Raw genomic sequence first — 18,685 nt, 5'->3', positions numbered from 1 at the left:
GCAATTATATGTCACCTGATGAGTTTGAAATAGCCTATAAAAAAGCAAATAAACTTAATGTATCAATCGCAAGTTAAATTTAAGGGGATTACTAATAACTTTCTCATTTTAATTTGTACTTTTTATTGACATAGGACCATACTGTATCATAGTAATCATAGGTTTGCTGACTATTTGAATTAATGCTAGCACTTTTTAAAGCAATACTACCGATTAAGTTTCCTGAAGCTCTATAAGTTGCTAAAAATCTATTCTCAAAATTATATTCCATCATTTCTTTATGACCATCATCTTTATTTATAAAATACTTAGCATCCTGTGGAACCAATACTGCATTTCTGATAATGTCAGATTCTATTGCAGTGCAAGCATCTCCATCTGTATCTGCTGAACTCATAAGAGCCAAAATATCACTCTTCTGATTAAAATAAATTAGTTCTCGGCAAGGGCTTAAATAGTTATCCAAGAAAGCATTTCTAACAAATTTAACATTATGAACTTCACTATAGGCACATAATGGATTCCTCGCTACGGTTCTTATGTCTCCATCATTGCAATCATAACTATAGAATTCTCCTTCTTTAAGTCCATTAGCCTTTTGATCTCTAAACATTGCATAATTCATATAAGAAATAGGATCTACCGCAATATACTGATATTTTGCTTTGGCTGTAACCTTTCCCACTGCAATCTCTCTACATTTCTTTTCTATAAGCTTTGCTAAATTATTTTTAACGAATTTTAGATTTATAAACTCTTCAGAAATATTAAGAAGCTCTTCACATTTGTTAACTACATTATTAGTAACATTTTTTATTTCTTCCTGTAATTCTTCACTTTCTTCATTATCACTTTTAATAATATTTTTAAAGAATAACCTTATATAATCTATATTAATATTCCACTCTTCTTTATCGCTAGCTTTATCAAAGGGCTTTAAGATTTTTCTATAAGTTTTAATATCCTCTTTTACTAAATCCACATAGTCCTTTTTACTCAAAGCTAATGCTGTAAGTAATTGATAATTTAATCTTCTATATTCCTCAATGTCCTCATCTCTTTTATTTACCTTAGTTACATATAGTTTGCCAATTATATCTCTATACTTTGTGTCTACTTCGGCAAGTCTATTTTTATATGTTTCTATATTTTCACCCTTATCAACTTTATAATACTTTGCTAACTTAACCATTGATTCATTTAGAAGCATTGTATTATCAGTAACTTCCTGCCATTCATTCCACATATCTTTTAAATAGAATTTATCATTTTCTTTTTTACAGAAGTCTGTATCTTTCATATAGAATATATTTAAATATTTCAAAATATCAAACTTGGTTATCATTCCTTTTATGGCAATGCCATAACCCCTAATGATAGCAAACTCTAAATCATAGTTAACATTTAATTCTTTTTCAATCTGCCTAAAGACCTTGGGAGATGCTATAGCTCCACCATCAAAAACATCTATATCATCATCAAAATGATAATCTACTAAATTATAATTTATTTGCTCTTTTTCATTCCCACTTTTATCCGTTACCTTCTCAGTAAATTTCTCTACAGTTTTATATTCCTTAATTAAATGAAATTTAGGTTGTGGCAATACAATAATGTCGGGCACATCGCCTGCCATATAACAACTACTAATACCTAAAGACATTCTGCTTAGTACATCCTTATTTATACAGATTTTTTCTTTACTTTCCTCAATCTCTTTGAACTTGCCTAAAGATATTAAATTCTCAAATTCTTTACCAAAGTCGATGAAATCTTCCCTTACAAATATAGTTTCACACTTACCCCCATCTTCTTTTTTCATCCCGCCAGTAGTTGCAAACCAAGCATAATACTTTTTATCATTTAACATTAATCCATTATCCCATTCAGGTTTTGCTTCTTCTTCGGAACTAGGCAACATTACTTTTATTATTTCATCTATTAACTTACCATCTTCTATTTTTTGATTCGTATAGCACTCATAGGCAAATGTAAGAAAACTTTCAGTTAAAGTTATTATATTTTCTTCTAATTTTTCAGAAGTTATTACACCATCAGTAATATTTTTTCTTCCGAAGCTGTAAACTTTAATTTGTTTTTGCTTCATCTAAGCTGACCCCCAATCTGTTAGGTATCTATATAAAATTTGTGTTTATTCTAAAATTTCACAATAATTTAATTATACTACTGAAAACTTCCAATTTAAAGATTTTTAGACAAAATAAAACACCAGTCGCAAATGTAGCTGGTGTAATTTAAGATTAAATCTCTTTACCATCAAATTCCTTCAATAAATCAATCTCATTAATTTTTTTTGTTAATATTTTCATTATATCTTCCATTGCAGACTCTTTACTGTCATACTCATTCAGCACTTTACATAAAGAAAATTTTGTGTTTGTAGACTTATTTATTAAATATACTTCACGATATTTTTTAAACATCCCAAACTCCCTTTTGTTTTATTTTTTACAACTCCATTTCGTTCAACACATCTCTAAGCTTCTTTAATTCCTCTACAGACAGAGTAACACCCTTGCCCATCTTCTTATGTTCTAAATCCCAATCTCTAATATCATACTTAGCCTCTTTTTCATTCCAGCTAATTAGATTTAATTCCTTCTTCCAGCCTTTTGCTGATTCTGAAAGAGTTCCTGTAGTTTCTTTTATTTCAAATTTTATTTCCGCCATAATACATCTCCTTATATATTAACTTTAAATTTCTTATAATCACTTTGAACCTCGTACTTAACTTTCATTTCAACATCTATATTTAAAGCCTCAAAATGTTTTTTTCCACAAGTTATTTTACCATCTTCTTTTTCCCTTAATTCCTCTTTATCTGTAGTCCCTTTTGTCTCTACAACAAAATACAATTTTTCTTCATTATCTTTTTCTATAAGAATTGCCCAGTCTGGATTATAGTCACCTATAGGAGTATCAATTTTAAACCAACTTGGCAGTTTTACAAAAAGTTTTACATCCGGGTCTTTATCTAATCTCTCTGCAAAATCTTTTTCTATATACGAATCATATATTATATGGCTGTATATACTTCTTTGATTTTTAACTTCAACTGCATTTGCTTTCATATATCCTATTATTTCTTTATCATCAAAAAGCTCTTGCGTATAGTAAACTTCATCACCTGTTTTTTCATATTTAATTCCGTCTACAATAAGATTTTTCTTAACTCGCTTAATTTCTTTTGCTACTAATTCCATAAAGACTTGAGGATTTTTTTCAAATTCGGCTAACCTATCACTCTTTATTAATATATCAACAATTGTTTTTCTTGTTAACCTTGTGCTTTCTTGCAAATAAGTTATGATATCAGGCAATGTATACTTAATATCTACACTAGAAGCTTTTAAGGCTGTAGCTTCAGCTGATACCCCTTTTCTTTCTATATGAATGTCAGCTTTTTCGGTAATTATTTTTATACCTTTTATTTCCTGCATGTTTTTTATAGACTTTACTGATTGTTTTATTAAATCATCAGTATCTATATCCACTGAATAAGTTGTTTTATACTTTATTTTCTCCCATAGTGTTTTAAACTCTTCCCCAAGATAAATTCTTTTATTTAGTTTTACCTTTACTTCATCTTTTTTATTGTATAATGGTAGTTTCCTAATAGCCTTTTTAATTACAACCTCTATTTCATCTTTTATATGCTTAAACTCCTCCGGAACATTAAAGTCATCTGAAACTATATCTTCTTTTAACTTTTCTTGTATTTTTCCAGTTTTATTTAAATAATTATTCTTAACTAAATAATTAAAAAGTTCTTCTGATTTCTCATATCCAATAGGCTCTATTGTTTTATTCTCTTCAACTACAACTTCATGATTAATATTTGCAAAACTATGTTTTTCTACATAGCCAAACTTTACTCCAGTTTCATCTTCTATTTCCTTTTGAAGAGTATTTGCAAATTCTTCATAAGATTCATTTGCTATTACAGTTAATAAATTAACAGCTTCTGCATCATCAAATTTATCAAAAGTTATTCTTTCACCTTCTTGATTAACACAAAGTCTTAGTCCCCTACCTATTTTCTGTCTCTTTGTAAATGTGTCTACATTATCTATTAAAGTACATATCTGAAATACATTAGGATTGTCCCATCCCTCTTTTAATGCTGAGTGTGAGAAAATAAATCTTAATCTTTCCTTTAAGTCTAATAGCTGCTCTTTATTTCTCATTATTTTATTAAATACATTTTCATCATCTTTTGTGGAATTAACTTTACTATCTTTTAATTTTCCCTTTTTATCTTGCGCAAAGTATCCATCATGTACCTTATCTGGTGCTAGAATATTATCCTCTGATATGTACTCACTATAATTTTCAAGAAGCTTTGTATACTTAAGTTTACCTATTAAATCTCTATACTCTTGTTCAAATATTTCAGCATATCTCCCATTACTAATAGTTCCATCCTCATTGTACCTTCTATAATTTGATACTTTATCAATAAAGAAAAGAGTTATTACTTTAATACCTTTAGGTAGCAAGTATATTTCCTTATTTAAATGTTCTTCTATGGTATTTCTAATTTGCCTTCTCTTTATTACCATATCATCAACAGTTCCTATCTGTTCACCTACTGCTAATTGAATACCATTTTCAAATTCAATAGACTCTCTTCCTTCTGTGCAGTCTATACCAGCAACAACAAAGCCTTTATATTGTTCTCTTTCCCCTGATACTAAATACAAATCCCCCTTAGAACTTGGATTAATGTCTTTTTTAATTCTTTTGGCTATACCACGCTTATCTTTTACATCTATTTCTATTTTAGCCCTATAACCATTTTTATTCTCTACACTTATAAGCTTAATATATGGATTATTAAAATCATTTTCTGCTGTGGTAGATAATACTTCTATCCTTTTTACAAGCTTTTGCTCAAATGCATCAACTGGGTCTAATTTATACATCAAGTTATACTTTTCTTTATGTGTTGCTGAATACCTTAAAATAAACAAAGGGTTTAATGAGCTTATAGCCTCCTTAGCTTTAGGTGTGTTGTCAACACTTTGTGGCTCATCAATTATAACTATTGGATTTGTTTCTCTAATAAAATCTATAGGTTTTTGTCCTTGTAACTTATCTGTATCTCTATGTATTAAATTTGATTTATCTTCTTTTTCTGGATTATCAAAACTCTTTTTAAATGCATCTATATTTATTATCATAACCTCTATACTATCGCTTGTAGCATAACTTCTTACTTGTTCTAATTTGCTTGAATCATATATAAAGAAATTACAATGTTGTCCTGGATATAATTCTTCAAAATGTTCCTTGGTTATTTGAAATGATTTGTTAACACCTTCTTTAATTGCTACACTTGGAACTACAATTATAAATTTTGAAAATCCATATATCTTATTGAGTTCCATAATAGTTTTTGTATATACATAGGTTTTTCCAGTGCCTGTTTCCATCTCAATTGTAAAGTTTTTAAGGTCTTCCCCTTTACTTTTAGGTAAGTTGTTATCCATCTGAACATTATGAATATTTTTTATCAATTCTTCATCTATTAAATCAAGCTTATTACCAATACCATTTTGCGTTAATTGTTGACCTGTAATTTCCAATGTACCAAAAGATACAGTGAATATTGAAGACTTAACCTGTTGTCCTCTAAAAATTTTTATTATAGAATCTACTGCATCCGTCTGATATTCTTGCCCTCTATCAAATTTAAGTTTCAAAATCTTCACCTCCTTATATTACTCTTATATCTTCTACCCCAAATTTCTTAAGTATTTGTTCCCCATTTATTCTTACAGTTTCAGTCCTAAAACCTTTATCATAAAAAACTACTCTCTTAGGCCTTCTCTCTGCAAGGCTTTGAATTAATTCTAAGGATAAGTCATTTTCTAAACAAATTAAAAGATATCCTTTCCCTACTGAAAAAACCTTATATCCATTAATATCAATTTCTTCAATCGACATAGTTAAATCAACACCATATTTTAAAAGTATCTCATAAACAACATCTTCTTGACTTCTATCTTCTTTAATCGGATTAATCATGTCAATCATATCAGCTTTAAGATTTTCCCCATTACCATCCCATATTTTAAGATTTGTGTAGTCTAATTTAAATACTTTAAACCCTATATCTAAATTTTCTATGTCCTCATTATCTTTATTTTCTTCTAGAATCTTTTTGCCTGCTCTTCGAATTCTTTCTTTGCCTATTTGACAAATATTTTCATACCTTTCTTTTCTTGCTTCACTAATTTCTGGAGTTTGTTCTGGTATTTGAACCATAATAAATTTTCTTTTACTACACTCTTCTGCATTGAGCTTCATAACTGCATGTGCTGTTGTTGATGACCCTGCAAAAAAATCTAATATAATACACTCATTATCTTTAACTCCGTTAATCTCTAAAGAAATTAAGTATTTTATTAAATCTGATGGTTTAGTAAAATCAAAAAGTGTTTTCCCTTCAAACAACTCCTTATTCTCTTGTGTTCCTGCTTGATTAAATGGTCCATTTAATACAGATACAGGTTTTCCTCGTCTAATATTACCGCTTTCATCATAAAGATACTTTTTAGCCTCTACAGTATAAGAACCATTATCTTTTTTTCTAAACTCCACACAATTATCAGCAATTGCTTCTTCAAGATGTTCTCTAGACCATACCCATTGTTTATCCGGTAAAATTTCTACACCTTTGTAATAAATCGGATAAACTAAATTTGCTCTATCACCCAAACTTCTAGTCATCAAAGGCTGTGTTCTATATCCACCTAATTTTTCAAATTTTTCATCTTTCTTAACATATTTTTTTCTTTCTTGTTCTCCTAATTCAGATGTTAAATTTAATATGGGATTTTTACTATAACATAAAATATACTCATGAACTTCAATAAACCCTCTTGTTTGTGCGCCTGAACCATATTTGTTTTTCCATACAATTTCCTCTATAAAATTTTCTTTTCCAAAAATTTCATCACATATTTTTCTTAAGTTATCTACTTCTTTATTATCTATTGAAATAAAAATTATTCCATCCGCTTTCAAAAGATTTCTAGCTATTTGTAATCTTGGGTACATCATATTTAACCAATCAGTATGAAATCTACCATTAGTATCAGCATTAGATTTCAAACTTTCATTCATTTTTTCTTTATAGTTACTTATATTATCTCTAAAATCATCTTTATAGACGAAATCATTTCCTGTATTGTACGGTGGATCAATATATATAATCTTAACTTTATTTCTATAGGAATTTTGAAGCAGTCTTAAAACTTCTAAGTTGTCACCTTCTATGTATAAATTCTTTGTTGTATCAAAGTTTACACTTTCTTCTCTGCAAGGTCTAAGAGTTCCTGTGCTTTGTTTTTGTGCAAGTTTTATTGCCTCCCCTTTACCTTTCCAATTCAAACTATATCTTTCATTTGACAGTTCAATATTCTCACCTAACACCAATTGCAATTTTTCAAAATCTATTTTACCCTCCGCAAATACTTCTGGAAATAATTCTTTTAATCTTGATATATTTTCTTTCACTATATCAAAGCTCTTTCCTTGTAGTTTTTCCATATTAACACAACTCCTTTAACCTATCTTTCAATTTTTTTAATACAACTTCTTTATCTTTTATCTGGATATTATATTCCATTTTAGTTCCAAAATTTTCTTCTTCAATTTCTTTATTCTTTAAAGTAGCAATGCCCTCTTCAACTTCATTAATATCACTTATCACTTTCTCTAATTCTTTTATATTTTCTATGGTTTTAGGATATATATTTACTTTTCCTATAACTTCTGTTAGCTCAATAGCAGCATATAATAATTCATGCATTTCCTTTAAATTTTTGTACTGAGCCTTTTTTACTTTTAAATTTCCTACAAATATCTCTTCTTCTAATGATAAACATTTTATATCTAACCAATGAGATATTATTATTTTATCTACTACAACCTTACCTTTTTCTACCTTATTTAATTTCTTAATGGCAGTAGAAAAACAGCACTTCTCTTCATAAGAAAGTATCACTATAGTTTGATTTGGAATAAGTTTATGAATTAACTCTAAAGTAGATTTATACTTTTTATTATTATTTAAAGTAATAAATATCCAGTCAATTTCACTATAATTAAATTCATTATCCAAATATAATTCTATATTAATTGTGTTTTTATTGTATACAGCCAATAAATAGATATTATCAATGTCTTCTTTTATAATTTTCTCTTCCTTCTTACTCAAATCTAATGTATTATAAAATGTATTTTTAGGCAATTTTTTATTTGCTATAGTTGACTTTTCAAATTCTAATAAACCATAAATCAATTCTCGCATAACATACCCCTACTTTACTATTAAATAACTAATAATTTCGAAATCCTCTGCTCCATCAAAGCTATCATCTATAATAGATGTAGCACCTAAATTAAATAATGACAGTACCCCTTGTTCTACTTCTTTTCCTATAACATTTGAAACTGACTTTTGAAGAAGCTCCTTATACTCGTCCATATTTTCACCATTATTAGTTTCCTCATTAAATAAATCAATGATTCTTTTGTTTAACATACCATTTTCTCCAGCTAATTTCCTATAAATATCAAGTATTTTTTTTGTATTATTGAAGTTAAATTTCACATTCCCACTTTCATCTACATATACCATATAATAAGGATACAAGCTATTATTATCTTTCTTCTTTTCATTTTCTTTTATATGCTTTAAGCAGAAAATTATCCCTGGTGAATTTTCTTCTATACCTTCGCCTACTTTACTATCGCATAATGAATATATACCATGAGGCGTTTTTTCTAATATTTCTTTATTGATTTTCAAATAATTTAACAAATCAATTCTAAAATCATTCATTGTTAAATCTGTTATTGATATTCCTCCTGATATATCTTCAAGGTCTACTACCTTATTTTTCAGTTGTTTTAATTGATTTTTTCTATATTCAAGGTCATTCATTTGCTTTGTTCCATCATATTCAATAAGATTTTCTTCTCCTGTTGCAGATATATCAAGCATAACCATTTTACCACTTACCCTAGCTTCAAGGTTTATATACTCATCCAGTTCCATATTAGGCCAAAAGTTTATAAGTTGTACTTGCTTATTTTTAGAACCTAATCTATCTATTCTACCAAAGCGTTGAATTATTCTAACAGGATTCCAATGGATATCATAATTTATTAAAAAATCACAGTCTTGAAGATTTTGTCCTTCCGATATACAGTCCGTCGCTATAAGTATATCTATTTCTTCACTGATTTCTGGAAATACTTTATCTCTTTCCTTAGATACAGGTGAAAAATTAGTTAATATTGAATTTAAGTCATTTTTTATTTTTTTTAAAGTCGCTTTATTAGTCCCACTTCCAGTTACTAAAGCACTATGTATCTTTAAATTTTCAAATAACCATCTAGATAAGGTTTCATACAAGTATTCTGCTGTATCTGCAAAAGCAGTAAAAATAATAATCTTTTTATTTCCATCATTAATTGGATTGTTTACTTTGTTTTCAATAATATTTTTTAAATCTTTTAATTTTTCATCTCTATCAGCAGTGATAGCTTTAGTTTCTATAAATAGGGTTTCTAGTCTTTCTCTATCTTCGTCTAAGTCTTGCTTCCACTTTATATGATCAATATCTTGAATAAGAACTTTTATCTTTGAACCAATAAGTAAATCAGAAACTACATCCTCTTCCAAATCTAAATTTGTAATATTTAAATCCGGATTAAAACTAAACTGTGTTTTTTCTATGATTTTAAGGTTATCTTCCACTTGATTTTTAATTTTCCCTACAGTTAATCCAAATGAATGAATTGAACTTTCCATTCTTTTTAATAAGTTCATCCTCATTAATCCAATTAAACTATTTTCTCTATCAGTCTGCTTAAAAGTCACACTATTTCTTACCGTAATGTCGTACTTTTTGCTATATTCTTCTTTCTTCTCTGTCTTTAAATATTTCAAGGGAGAATAAGCACTTAAGTTTAACTTTTTAATTATTGTATTTATTTCCTCAAGCTTTGGAAATTGTTTATCTAAATCTATATCAGAATATATATTTTTAGGGTCTAATCGTTTTGGGAATTCTCCCATTTCCTTAATGTTGTAATATTTCTCAATATGCTTTCTAGACCTTGCTATAGTGACTGTATCTAACAGTTTAAAATAATCATTATTAAGCATTTCTATTAAATTATTAAGCCTTTTTTCTTCAGTAGACAAGTTTATCCATTTATTGAATATTGTTTGAGCTTTCTTTAATGTTAAGCTTATGCTTTCGACCCCAACCTTTTCAAATGCATCGTCATTTCCTCCAGTTATAAAAGCTACTTGGTTCTTTAAATCATTCATTTTATTATTTACTGGAGTTGCTGATAGCAATAATACCTTTGTCTTAACCCCTGATTTTATAACATCATTCATTAGCCTTGAGTATCTTGTTTCTCTGTCTTTTCTTGCTGAATTATTCCTAAAGTTATGTGATTCATCAATTACCAATAAATCATAATTGCTCCAATTTAATGTTTTTAAATCTATCTCTCCTGTCATACCGTTATCTCTTGATAAATCAGTATGATTTAAAACATCATAATTAAATCTATCTTTAACCAAAATATTTCTCTTATCATTATTCTTGTACATTAGCCAATTATCCCTTAGCTTTTTAGGGCACAAAACTAACACTCTATCATTTCTAAGCTCATAGTATCTTATTACAGCTAGCGCTTCAAAAGTTTTACCAAGTCCTACACTGTCCGCAATAATACACCCATTATATTTTTCTAGCTTTTCAATAGCACCTAATACCCCATCTTTTTGAAATTTGTATAACATATTCCACACTACTGAATCTTTAATGCCTGTACTACTTTTAATAATCTTATCTTCATCAAGTTCATCAAGAAAATCCTTGAAAAGATTATATAATGTTACATAGTATATGAATTCTGGAGTATTATCTTTATACATTCTCCCAAGTGAATTCATAACTTCATCTGTTACATCTTCTGTCAAAGTTTCATTTGCCCATATGCTATTAAAATTATCTAAATATCCTTTTGAAAAAGAATAATCACTTGTGTAATTATTAAAAACTGGTATTTGAGATGGTCTAGTCCCTATGCAAGATGACGTAAAATCCAAATTACCTACTATAAGTGAAATATCATTTTTATTTTCAATGCTACATGATTTCGGCATAATATCTGGTAGTTTCATTGATTTAAATATAGCTTTAGATTTAATCCACTCTGCACATTCCCTTGCAATAGCTCCTTGATTAAGGTTAGCTTTAAAAATTCTTTCACTATCATTTCCATTTAACTTTTCTATGTAATCATTTTGAGCTGTAAATATAAATCTAAAATTATCTGTTTTATTTAATTCTTTTTTTAATTCATAATAAGCATAGATTGTAAAATATGCTGAAGCTAAAGATACTTTACTTTCCTTATTTAGCTTCTCTTTTAACAATTCCGTAACTGTATCATTTCCAATATTAGAAATACTTTTAAACATCGTAACATCTCCCTATATTGTATGAACTACAAAATTCCTACTATTATCTAAATAATTATACCATTTTATGCTAAAATGCTCAAAAAAATCTTTAAATTTTAATCATAAAATAGCATCTACAACTTTTTACATTGCAGATGTCTTCTATACTTTATTACATACCTTCAAAACTTCCAAAACAATACTGGATGTATTGGCTTCTATTCCTATTAAACTTAAAGCCTTGTTTTTCAAATGCTTCCAGTATGAACCTGTCTATTCCATAAGGAGTTTTATGTTTTTCTATAAGTTCTTTACTCATCTTAATTTTATAATTATCTAATGATATCCAAAATCCATTTTCATTTATAATTTCCAACTTAACTTCTTTCTCAAACTCCCTACTTAAAGCTGCTATCACTAATTTTATAAATTCTTCTGTTTTCATATTTTTTGACATATACCCTCTTATCATTCCTGTTGTATTCATTATTATCACTCCATAAAATTATTTAAAAACAAAAAAATCCCCTTATCCTTAGATAAGAAGATAATGAACGTCATATTAGGCTTCACCTCCTTATCGTTTTTAGCTGAACCACCTTACTATTTGCAGGTTGGTATAGGGTCATAGAGCTAAATCTCTACCCTAATTCTTAATATATCAATGTTTAATTCTTACAATTAAAGCATATCATACAAATTATAAAAATGCTATATTTTTTGAAAATTTACCCATAATAAAAGCACTCAACCACAAGATTGAATGCTTTTATTATTGTGTAGGAAAATAGCATAATGTTCCCCTACACAGCTCTTACCTATATTTTTTGTATGTAGGAACATATTAAAACCTAGCATTTTCAATGCTTCTACTTACGATATAGCTTTACCACGCACTCAACATGTGCCGTATGCGGGAACATATAAGTAATCACTAAAATAATTCAGCTAACCAGCATATACCCTTTTGCTCAGTATCCATATTAATATAACTGAGAATCAACTAATGGATATTTATAAGTAATATGCCGCGTTCTGACCATTCGTTGCATGAGCTATGCAAGCTGACGATAGGAGTGTTTATGAAGATGTCGCTGATGAGATTTATAGATTGCGTGAAGAAAAACACAATCTCCTAGTGGAAAACACCAGTAAGGGTGACCTCAAAAATCGCATAAATGAAATGAGTCAATTTCTTAAAAATTAACCCACAGTCATTTCTGAATATGACGGGCAGCTGGTCTGATGCTTGATTGAAAAGCTCACAGTACACGAGGATAAAGTCACTGTTGAATTTAAGTCTGGTGTTAGTATAAGATATAAACGAATAAGAGAGCAGGTCGCCCTGAAGGCTCATTAAGTCCATAGGGGGTGACTTGCTCTCTTATTGTCGTTATGCCGCTGTTTCAAAAATTTTCTTCTGAGCCTTGAGATATCGTTGCAGATTAAGAATTGTGCCATCTGATATTTGCGCATTAAGTTCATCTTCCGTAAGCACGATAGAATTGTCTTTCGCCAGTTTTTCTGTATACTCAAAAATTCGATTTACAAGAATATCTAAATCCTCGGTTGAAAGCTGAATACTGATTTTCTCATAGTCTTTGTGTTTCTTCAGATTTTCTAAGCAAGTCATCAAATCATTTATCGAATCTACACTAAGATTACCTTTACGGATTCCGTTTATATAGTTCTTTAATGATGCTCTAAATTTCGATACAACTTCTGGATCGTGATTCTTTATTTTATGGTAAATACCAACTCCTGCAGCGGTTATACCAGTGCTTATTCCTACAATAATGAGTGCCTTCTTATTGTTTTTTGCGAACTGAATTGCTTTAGCGAGCAAGCCCTGAGCCTGTTGAGCAACTTCCATATGAACTGGTTTAAGGTGCATTACTATGCGGCCCTTTTTTGGCCCTGTTGCATAACGGATTACGCTTCCGATTCTTCTGTATTCTCCTGTGAGGATTTTGATCAAAATATCATCTGTTAAATTATAAGCTTCTTGTACAATTGTCATTTCCTACTCCTCCTCTCAACCATTCTGTCTATTTTACTCTATAACAGTCTTTGTATTTTTTGCGAATCTACCATGAAAGAAAAGTGCATCACAGCTTTTTCTTCTTAGACTTCAGAACAGCATATCTAAATCGAACACTCACATACACCCAACATCTAACCTAACTTCTCGTCAAGCACCGACATCTAAATTGCTCTCTCGCAAGCGTTATAGCTTATTTTGATATGTTCCCACAAAGCAAAAAAATCACATTTTTCGCACTCAGATTTCAAACACAAAAACATACGAATGGCTTATATACTGGGTTTTCTACGCCCCTACCATTTTACACGTGACATCAATACTACCGTCTCAACGTGTGATAGTTAGGCTAAAACACACTATAGATTAGATGTAAAATAACGCCTTAAAATCAAGGACTTCGCGCTTTTCATAATAACAAAATTATCACAAATCTGCTTAGCAGTTGAGTGGTGGATTTTGATGTCACATATTTTGAAGTTTCTAAAATATTGCATTATACTTTTTTTCTTCTAAAATACATGGATATGCTCATAATCCATGCCGGCGGACTTGCAAAGGCACTCTTATTTGGTCTGTTCTCAGAGCCTTTCATTGAGCCACCTCTTCCTTTATGGTTTTAGGAAGTACCTGACAAAAACAATCCCAAGAAGGAGCACGATAACGAGATAGACATAAATCAATCCTAGCTCAGCACTGCCCACGCCGGGAGTTCTTCCCTCGGTTGGTTGTGGCGCTTCTTCCCAAAGTGTGTTAAAGTCTATTTCGTTCCCATTTGCATCGTAGTAATGGATAAACTGTTTCCCAACATAATTTTCGGGGCTCGCTAGCTTGATTACCCGCAAAAACGGAGCTTGTTCAACTTCGCCTTGATAAATCGGCTGAACGGAAGTGTCGTTAGAAGGATAGATGGCATAGGTCGCCACTCCCTGCAAATCATTTATTCCATACAACAGCAGGTGACTTTTTCCACTACTAAAGGTGTACTCATAAAGTGGCCAGTCATCAAGATGGGCGTTCAAAAAACGATATTTGCCAAGTAAGCCCGCCTCTAGCGTAGCTATTCCATAATGCCCAACGTATCCCTCGCGCTCAAAAAAAACAATAAGGCGGCTACCTACCCTTTGGCTCTCAATAACATTTGCATCGACATTCTCTGTGAAAAAATATTCATCAATTGCCGCTTCAAGCGAGATCGTATTTGTCACGTCCACAGAAAACTCCATGATGTACAGTCCGTACATACACAGGAGTGCTATGACTGCAGACAGTACTGCACCGATTATTTGCTTGTGTTTAAGTTTTTTAAGAAATTTAAGCTCTATATCAGGAACCTTTTCAGTGTTTCCGACTTCAACGATCATCTGTTCATATGCTTCTTTACAACTTTCACACATTTCTAAATGCTTTTCTATAACTATATTTGTTTCATTCATGGTCAATTTCTCAATATAATTTGGAAGTAAATCCTGAACAACACTACAAGTCACATCTTCTTTCATTTCTGTCCCTCCTTTATTATTTTTTGTTTGCCTCGATAAAAAGTAACTCGTGCCCATGTCTCATTTTTCTTTAATATATCACCGATTTCTCGGAAATTGAGGTCCCCTGTAAGCCTTAAGTACATCACCTCTCTGGTTTTTTCATCTAAACACTGAAGCCTCTGAAATAATTCAATTTTAGATTCACTTGTCAAAACCTCATATTCAACATTATCTTTAGCTGGTGTATTTTCCGATATCTTGTCAACTGAATCTAATGTATATCGCTTTCTTTTTTCATACTCCTTAAGCCATAGATGCTTTGCAATCTGGCAAAGCCATGTTGATATTTTGCAATCACCTCGAAAGTTAGAGTATGTTTTTAACGCTTGGTAGAAGGTTTCCTGTGCCAATTCTTCAGACAAATCAGCTTCATGGGTCAAGCAGAATAGGTACTTGAAAACTACTTGAAAATACTCTTTATATAAATCATCCATATTCTGCACTCAATCACCTCCTACTAATAAGTACTTTAAATTTAACTTTCGTTACAAAAATAAGGAGAAATATTTTTATTTCTCCAAGAAATAGTCATGTAGACTTTATAGGCTATAAAATTGAACCTAGAGTAAGACTAGTTCAATCTAATAGTTATATTTGCTGTAAAGTTTATACTTGCATCAAATAATAAAACCAATCCATATAAAACTACTCATTTCTGTTCACGTTTCACACTGTAATGGGTTCCTTTTCTTCTGACTTTCCCATTAACAATTTCAATGTTGCTTCTACGCTTTATTTCCTCTTGAACCTGCTCAAATTTTTCTTCTTCAATAATAGGTTCATGAGCATTTTTCATTAAAAACTGTTCATGCTCACCATCATTTTTACGCTGATTATTATTAGGAAAATCCCCAGAATAGGTTTTACCTACCAATACATGCCCTGCATATTTTTCATTGATTAATATAGTTTGGATAGCGCGCTTTGACCATGTGTCCTTACCCTGCGGCGATTTAATATTTCTACTTTCAAGCTCTCGGATAATTAAAATGACGCTGAGTCCATTTAAGTATAAGTCATATATCATACGGACAACTTCTGCTTGTTCCTCATCAATGATGAGTTCACCATTTTCGTCGTGTTTATAGCCAAAACATTTCCGGGAATAGAGCTTTGAACTGCCGGAAATAAACCCACGTTTCAAACCCCACTTAATTGCCTCACCCGTTGATTCACTTTCAGCCTGAGCTATTGCGCTCAATGCTGATATAAGTATATCACTATCCGATTCGCTGGTACGGAGATCCTCATGATAAAATATGATCTCAATCCCCAATCCTTTTAATCTACTTACCGTTTCAAGCAAATCAACTGTATTCCTTGCAAAACGACTGATTGTTTTCACTAAAACAATATCAATTCGATTCTCATAACAATCAAATATCATCTTCTGAAATCCTGGTCGGCCAACATTGCCCCCAGAGTCTTTGTCTGTATAGACCTCATACAATTTCCACTTTGGGTTATATACTACATATTGCTTCAATGTTTTTATTTGAATATCCAAACTTTCATCCTGCGACTCATGCGTTATACTTACGCGGCAATATATACCAACATTCTTCACTGGCTGACGACTAGCAGGAATCATTGTAACTTTAGGTTTTAAAGTTTCTTCTGACATGACATCACCTGTTTGATCCTTTATTAATTAAGAAATAGCAAACTATCTTTCTATACAACTACGGTTATATGATAAGTAGTCTAATTTACTGAAAATCAAATTTAAGACTTTCAAACCCTTATAAAAACAGGATTTCTATTCGCTTCATCCAACCTATTCTCTCAACTTAAAAAATTCACAAATACATCTAAATCGACCACTCATTAACCACTGACATCTAACCTGCTCTGTACGCTCCCGTTGACATCTAATCCGCTCTGTACAGGGTCTTAATGCCTTCTTGGACATGTTCCCGCAAAGCAGAAAATCATCGTTTTTCAGCTTTAAATTTTTGTCACTAAAATCCCTGAAAGGCTTATATCAAGCCTTCCCGAGTACACTTCTTTATTTTCTTGACATCAATACCACCGTCTCGACGTGTGTAGTCTTTGGGAAAATATCCTTATTACTTCAATTTTTTTAAAAAAGTTTTCTTGTATTTTCTTCAATTCCTATATATCAATCTTTTGTGCAATTCGTCGATACACGCTTCTTTTAGATGTAGACTCATCTTTTGAATATTTAAAAACACCAATAAAGCGATATACATCTCTTCCAAGAGCATCCATGCTCTTAGCAAATGTAATTCTTGATATTTCTAAATGCTTCTCTTTTATAATAGCATCGTGGTCTGTATTGCTTTCATAAATTCTGCTCCAGTCATTAGATAATTCTTTAACCCATCCTTTTGATACAGCAGTTGCACTTCCATCAACAATAATTGCAAGTTTTGGACACCAAATATAATAACCGTTACCTAAGTTAAAGTAAGCGTGTTGCATTGCCTTATATTTTTTTCCAAAACACTTTGTAATTTCAACAATTGTTCTAAACGATAGATTATCTTGTACTTCTAATGTACCTTTTTCAATAACTATACTAAATGGTTCTCTATTAATATCCCATACTTTAATCTTCTTAGAATCAATTATTTCCTGTATTTCTGTAACCACTGAGTTAATTTGTTCTTCTATAGACTCAATACTTTCATATGCTCTTATTCTGTATAATTTGAAATCAGCTGTTTCATCATATGATGCCAGCATTTCTTTCATTGTGATTTCACGTTTTTTATCATGTTCTTCGTTACTAATATGAAATTCTTCATCACATTCAATACCAACATTAATTTGTGGAAAGTATAAATCTATTAATGCATATTTCCCATCTGTACGTTTTACATATTGTTGAGTAACTGGCTGTATATCTAATCTACCGAGTTTATGCCAAATAGCATTGATTATATAATTTTCATAGTCCTTTCTCTTTGTTCGTGATAATGTTTTAATCAAATATTCTCTTTTCTTATCGTATGGCATTTGTACACCTCAAATTAATTTTTCTTTAGGAATCTGTTATAATACTAAATTTATAATTCTTTGTTAATTACATAAATCCTTTATTTAATTATATATTTACAATAATATTCTAAGCTAAATCAACTATTATTTCCGCTAAAAAGTGCACACCCCCTACTAAAAATGCACACCCCCTACACTAAATTTCATAGGGGGTGTGCATTTATTTCAATTTAATCCAAGTTTTTATGATTTAAGTTTCAAATTCCAGCTTGTATTTCATCCAAAAAACAACGAAAACCCCTGAATTCAAGGGTTTTCCATTGTATCAAACTTGTTGTTTTCTTATGGTGGAGGCGAGGGGTGTCGAACCCCTGTCCGAAAGCCATAACACCTAGGCATCTACGAGCGTAGCCAATAATTTAAATTTCCCTCCACTGAACCCCTACTGGCCGGGTTTTAGTTTTGGTAGCTTCATATTTTCCGTTTCCAGGTCAAAGCTTTCCCAGACTCGGTTCACCGCTGTCGGCGCCCTATCCTAAGTCGCGGTAATCAAAGGTAAGACGTAGCAGAACTAAGCTGCTAGTGCTAAATTATCGTTTGCGTTTAAATTGT

13 protein-coding genes and 1 other RNA gene are annotated in these 18,685 nt (G+C 30.7%); all 14 read right to left on the bottom strand.

Features of this window, described 5'->3' with window-relative positions; genetic code table 11:
- Positions 1 to 103: 103 nt before the first annotated feature.
- A complete protein-coding gene (locus JJD95_RS15890) occupies positions 104 to 2,107 on the bottom strand; it encodes a hypothetical protein (RefSeq protein WP_291644001.1) in 2,004 nt (667 codons plus the stop codon).
- 154 nt (positions 2,108 to 2,261) lie between these two features.
- Positions 2,262 to 2,444 carry a hypothetical protein gene (locus JJD95_RS15885; RefSeq protein WP_291644000.1) on the bottom strand — a complete coding sequence of 61 codons (183 nt, stop codon included), beginning with the start codon at positions 2,442 to 2,444 and terminating at the stop codon, positions 2,262 to 2,264.
- A gap of 25 nt (positions 2,445 to 2,469) precedes the next feature.
- Positions 2,470 to 2,691, bottom strand: a complete 222-nt coding sequence (locus JJD95_RS15880; protein ID WP_291643999.1) for a PC4/YdbC family ssDNA-binding protein — start codon at positions 2,689 to 2,691, stop codon at positions 2,470 to 2,472.
- A gap of 11 nt (positions 2,692 to 2,702) precedes the next feature.
- On the bottom strand, positions 2,703 to 5,735 hold the full coding sequence (locus JJD95_RS15875; RefSeq protein ID WP_291643998.1) for a DEAD/DEAH box helicase family protein: 3,033 nt from the start codon (positions 5,733 to 5,735) through the stop codon (positions 2,703 to 2,705).
- A gap of 4 nt (positions 5,736 to 5,739) precedes the next feature.
- On the bottom strand, positions 5,740 to 7,578 hold the full coding sequence (locus JJD95_RS15870; RefSeq protein ID WP_291643997.1) for a site-specific DNA-methyltransferase: 1,839 nt from the start codon (positions 7,576 to 7,578) through the stop codon (positions 5,740 to 5,742).
- Between the two features lies 1 nt (position 7,579).
- A complete protein-coding gene (locus JJD95_RS15865; RefSeq protein ID WP_291643996.1) occupies positions 7,580 to 8,341 on the bottom strand; it encodes a DUF4391 domain-containing protein in 762 nt (253 codons plus the stop codon).
- 9 nt (positions 8,342 to 8,350) lie between these two features.
- Positions 8,351 to 11,542 (bottom strand): helicase-related protein, encoded by a 3,192-nt coding sequence (locus JJD95_RS15860; protein WP_291643995.1) that lies wholly within the window; start codon positions 11,540 to 11,542, stop codon positions 8,351 to 8,353.
- 154 nt (positions 11,543 to 11,696) lie between these two features.
- Positions 11,697 to 12,011, bottom strand: coding sequence for a hypothetical protein (locus JJD95_RS15855; RefSeq protein WP_291643994.1), 315 nt, complete (start codon positions 12,009 to 12,011; stop codon positions 11,697 to 11,699).
- A gap of 906 nt (positions 12,012 to 12,917) precedes the next feature.
- Positions 12,918 to 13,544, bottom strand: coding sequence for a hypothetical protein (locus tag JJD95_RS15850; protein ID WP_291643993.1), 627 nt, complete (start codon positions 13,542 to 13,544; stop codon positions 12,918 to 12,920).
- Between the two features lie 632 nt (positions 13,545 to 14,176).
- Positions 14,177 to 15,067 carry a zf-HC2 domain-containing protein gene (locus JJD95_RS15845; protein ID WP_291643992.1) on the bottom strand — a complete coding sequence of 297 codons (891 nt, stop codon included), beginning with the start codon at positions 15,065 to 15,067 and terminating at the stop codon, positions 14,177 to 14,179.
- Positions 15,064 to 15,543, bottom strand: a complete 480-nt coding sequence (locus JJD95_RS15840; RefSeq protein ID WP_291644002.1) for a sigma-70 family RNA polymerase sigma factor — start codon at positions 15,541 to 15,543, stop codon at positions 15,064 to 15,066. The genes JJD95_RS15845 and JJD95_RS15840 overlap by 4 nt, the downstream gene beginning before the upstream one ends.
- Positions 15,544 to 15,758: 215 nt before the next feature.
- Complete coding sequence (locus tag JJD95_RS15835; protein ID WP_291643991.1) at positions 15,759 to 16,733, bottom strand: recombinase family protein; 975 nt, start codon at positions 16,731 to 16,733, stop codon at positions 15,759 to 15,761.
- Positions 16,734 to 17,224: 491 nt separating this feature from the next.
- The gene (locus tag JJD95_RS15830; RefSeq protein ID WP_291643990.1) at positions 17,225 to 18,091 is read right to left on the bottom strand and encodes an AbaSI family restriction endonuclease; all 867 of its coding nucleotides are present in this window, start codon (positions 18,089 to 18,091) and stop codon (positions 17,225 to 17,227) included.
- Between the two features lie 327 nt (positions 18,092 to 18,418).
- Positions 18,419 to 18,685: a transfer-messenger RNA gene (gene ssrA / locus JJD95_RS15825) on the bottom strand; the annotation flags it as partial.

Source organism: Clostridium sp., assembly GCF_016650035.1.
Classification (GTDB): domain Bacteria; phylum Bacillota; class Clostridia; order Clostridiales; family Clostridiaceae; genus Clostridium_AD.
The sequence above is the reverse complement of the archived record's forward strand: the minus strand, read 5'-3'. Positions and strand labels throughout refer to the sequence as shown.

What these genes read in the sequence shown, in the direction of transcription:
- JJD95_RS15890 (WP_291644001.1), bottom strand. Translation starts at nt 2,107, where the DNA reads ATGAAGCAAAAACAAATTAAAGTTTACAGCTTCGGAAGAAAAAATATT.
- JJD95_RS15885 (WP_291644000.1), bottom strand. Translation starts at nt 2,444, where the DNA reads ATGTTTAAAAAATATCGTGAAGTATATTTAATAAATAAGTCTACAAAC.
- JJD95_RS15880 (WP_291643999.1), bottom strand. Translation starts at nt 2,691, where the DNA reads ATGGCGGAAATAAAATTTGAAATAAAAGAAACTACAGGAACTCTTTCA.
- JJD95_RS15870 (WP_291643997.1), bottom strand. Translation starts at nt 7,578, where the DNA reads ATGGAAAAACTACAAGGAAAGAGCTTTGATATAGTGAAAGAAAATATA.
- JJD95_RS15865 (WP_291643996.1), bottom strand. Translation starts at nt 8,341, where the DNA reads ATGCGAGAATTGATTTATGGTTTATTAGAATTTGAAAAGTCAACTATA.
- JJD95_RS15860 (WP_291643995.1), bottom strand. Translation starts at nt 11,542, where the DNA reads ATGTTTAAAAGTATTTCTAATATTGGAAATGATACAGTTACGGAATTG.
- JJD95_RS15855 (WP_291643994.1), bottom strand. Translation starts at nt 12,011, where the DNA reads ATGAATACAACAGGAATGATAAGAGGGTATATGTCAAAAAATATGAAA.
- JJD95_RS15850 (WP_291643993.1), bottom strand. Translation starts at nt 13,544, where the DNA reads ATGACAATTGTACAAGAAGCTTATAATTTAACAGATGATATTTTGATC.
- JJD95_RS15845 (WP_291643992.1), bottom strand. Translation starts at nt 15,067, where the DNA reads ATGAAAGAAGATGTGACTTGTAGTGTTGTTCAGGATTTACTTCCAAAT.
- JJD95_RS15840 (WP_291644002.1), bottom strand. Translation starts at nt 15,543, where the DNA reads ATGGATGATTTATATAAAGAGTATTTTCAAGTAGTTTTCAAGTACCTA.
- JJD95_RS15835 (WP_291643991.1), bottom strand. Translation starts at nt 16,733, where the DNA reads ATGTCAGAAGAAACTTTAAAACCTAAAGTTACAATGATTCCTGCTAGT.
- JJD95_RS15830 (WP_291643990.1), bottom strand. Translation starts at nt 18,091, where the DNA reads ATGCCATACGATAAGAAAAGAGAATATTTGATTAAAACATTATCACGA.